The 2,194-nt window shown below is 63.8% G+C and carries 2 protein-coding genes; one reads left to right on the plus strand and one right to left on the minus strand.

Annotated features, from left to right (window positions below; genetic code table 11):
• The first annotated feature begins 81 nt into the window (after positions 1 to 81).
• Positions 82 to 711, plus strand: a complete 630-nt coding sequence (locus ACE3S9_RS02380; protein ID WP_374544827.1) for a helix-turn-helix transcriptional regulator — start codon at positions 82 to 84, stop codon at positions 709 to 711.
• Between the two features lie 110 nt (positions 712 to 821).
• Here the strand turns inward: ACE3S9_RS02380 and rimO are convergent, their stop codons facing one another.
• Positions 822 to 2,177, minus strand: coding sequence for a 30S ribosomal protein S12 methylthiotransferase RimO (rimO, locus tag ACE3S9_RS02385; protein WP_374544829.1), 1,356 nt, complete (start codon positions 2,175 to 2,177; stop codon positions 822 to 824).
• Between the last annotated feature and the right edge of the window lie 17 nt (positions 2,178 to 2,194).

Raw genomic sequence — 2,194 nt, forward strand, 5'->3', positions numbered from 1 at the left:
TCAGATATCGTTTGACATATCGTAAGATATGACTTACGAATGCATATCGTAAGATACATCTTACGTGGTATAGGAGTTTATATGAGACCACATCATCATCATTGCGGCTGGCCGTTCGAATTTGCCGGCAGGCGGCACGGACGCGGCTTCGGCCGGTTCATGGGCGGATTTATGGGCGGGTTCGGCCCCGACGGCCCGGGCTTTCGCACCGGCCGGAAACTCGGCGGCGACGAATTGCAGCTGTTGCTGCTCGCTCTGCTGGAGGAAAAGCCGAGCCACGGCTATGAGCTGATCAAGCTGCTCGCGGACCGTTCCGGCGGCTTCTACAGCCCCAGCCCCGGCATGGTTTATCCGGCGCTGACCTATCTGGAAGAGGTTGGCTACGCCAGCGTCGAGACCGAAGGCGCCAAGAAGCTCTATCGCCTCACGCCCGAAGGCGCGGCCTATCTCGATGAGCATCGCGACTCGGCCAAGGCGATGCTGGCCCAACTCGATGCGATCAAGCAACGCATGGGCGACGTGCGCCGCGCCTTTTCCGGCGAGGACACCGAGGTCGGCGACGACGACATCGATTCCGCCGATATTCGCCAGGCGGCGCGCGCGCTCAAACAGGCTCTGCGCGAGAAGCGGCGGGCGACGCCGGAGGAACAGCGCCGGGTCATCGAAATTCTGCGCCGGGCCGCCGAGGAGATCCGCGAGCCGAAGCAGTGAGTGGTATGGCAAAGCAGCGTGCGAAAAAGTGGACGCCGGTTTTTCGCGAAAACGCTGCGAAAACAAAAAAGCCTAGCGTCGACTGCGATTCGGCCGAATTGCAGTTGGCGCTAGGTCGCCGCGCCGTGGAGGTCATAGGCCTCGGCGCGGTCGATCTTCACCGTGACGATATCGCCGACGCGTAGCGGCCGCCGCGAGGACACGAAAACCTTGCCGTCGATCTCCGGCGCGTCGGCCTTGCTGCGGCCTTCGCCGCCACCCGGAAAGGCCTTGTCGATGATGACGGCAAGCCGCTTGCCGACCTTGGCCTTCTGGCGGGCGTGGGAAATCTTCTGCTGCTTTTCCATGAAGCGCCGCCAGCGGTTCTGCTGAACCTCGGGCGGGACCGGCGGGAGGCCGAGATCATTGGCCGTTGCGCCGGCGACCGGCTCATATTTGAACGCGCCGACGCGGTCGAGCTTGGCTTCGTCGAGCCAGTCGAGCAGGATCTGGAAATCCTCTTCCGTCTCGCCGGGGAAGCCGACGATGAAAGTCGAGCGCAAGGTCAGGTCCGGAAGCTGTGCGCGCCAGGCCTTGATGCGGTCGAGCGTCTTTTCGACATTGCCCGGCCGCTTCATGGCGCGCAGCACTTTGGGCGAGGCGTGCTGGAAGGGAATGTCCAGATAGGGCAGCACCTTGCCCTCGGCCATCAGCGGCAGAACCTCGTCGACATGCGGATAGGGATAGACGTAATGCAGGCGGGTCCAGATGCCGAACCGTCCCAGCTCTTCGGCGAGATCGTAGAACCGGGCGCGCACCTCCCGGCCGTCATAGACGCTTGCGGCGTAGCGCAGGTCCTGGCCGTAAGCGGAGGTGTCCTGCGACACCACCAGCAGTTCCTTGACGCCGGCCTTGACCAGCTTTTCCGCCTCGCGCAGCACGTCGGCCGCCGGGCGCGAGACGAGGTCGCCACGCAATTTCGGGATGATGCAGAAGGTGCAGTTGTTGTGGCAGCCTTCCGAAATCTTCAGATAGGCGTAATGGCGCGGCGTCAGCTTGACGCCCTGCGGCGGCACCAGATCGACAAAGGGATGCGGCGCGGGCGGGGCGGCCGTGTGCACCGCCGCCATCACGCTTTCATAATCCTGCGGACCGGTGATCGCCGAAATATTAGGGTAAGCTTCGAGGATCGGGCCGGGCTCGGCGCCCATGCAGCCGGTGACGATGACCTTGCCGTTTTCCTTGAGCGCGTCGCCGATGGCGGCGAGCGATTCCGCCTTGGCGCTGTCGAGAAAGCCGCAGGTGTTGACGATGACCGCGTCGGCGCCGTGATGGTTGCGGCTGATGGCGTAGCCCTCCGCGCGCAGCCGGGTGAGGATGCGCTCGGAATCGACCAGCGCCTTGGGGCAGCCCAGCGAGACGAAGGAAATGGTGCGGCTTTCGCCGGCGTTCGGGTCCTGGATCGTCGTGTCGGCGCTGTCGTTCATTGTTCCGGCGGGTCGTG

It is taken from the genome of Rhodoblastus sp. (genome assembly GCF_041915505.1).
GTDB lineage: Bacteria > Pseudomonadota > Alphaproteobacteria > Rhizobiales > Beijerinckiaceae > Rhodoblastus.

What these genes read in the sequence shown, in the direction of transcription:
- ACE3S9_RS02380 (WP_374544827.1), top strand. Translation starts at nt 82, where the DNA reads ATGAGACCACATCATCATCATTGCGGCTGGCCGTTCGAATTTGCCGGC.
- rimO (WP_374544829.1), bottom strand. Translation starts at nt 2,177, where the DNA reads ATGAACGACAGCGCCGACACGACGATCCAGGACCCGAACGCCGGCGAA.